Annotated in this window: 1 protein-coding gene; it reads right to left on the reverse strand. The window is 45.3% G+C overall.

The features are described from left to right. On the reverse strand, positions 1-201 hold a 201-nt coding region (locus LB465_RS18295), incomplete at both ends, for a hypothetical protein (RefSeq protein ID WP_224471339.1).

Raw genomic sequence — 201 nt, forward strand, 5'->3', positions numbered from 1 at the left:
CAGCGTTTCTTGCAACAACAGTATAAGTATCGGCAGCAAGTTCAGACCAGGAAGTGTTAGTTCCAAAAGCACCACCATTAAAGCTATATTCCATTCCGGTTTCAGCAGTGATGCTGAAAGATCCGGTTGCTTCGTCACAAGTTGGTTGAGAAACTTCACCGGCTACTACAGGAGCATCAGGAGTTTCAGGTTGAGCGTTTA

Source organism: Salegentibacter lacus (genome assembly GCF_020164555.1).
GTDB classification, from domain to species: domain Bacteria; phylum Bacteroidota; class Bacteroidia; order Flavobacteriales; family Flavobacteriaceae; genus Salegentibacter; species Salegentibacter lacus.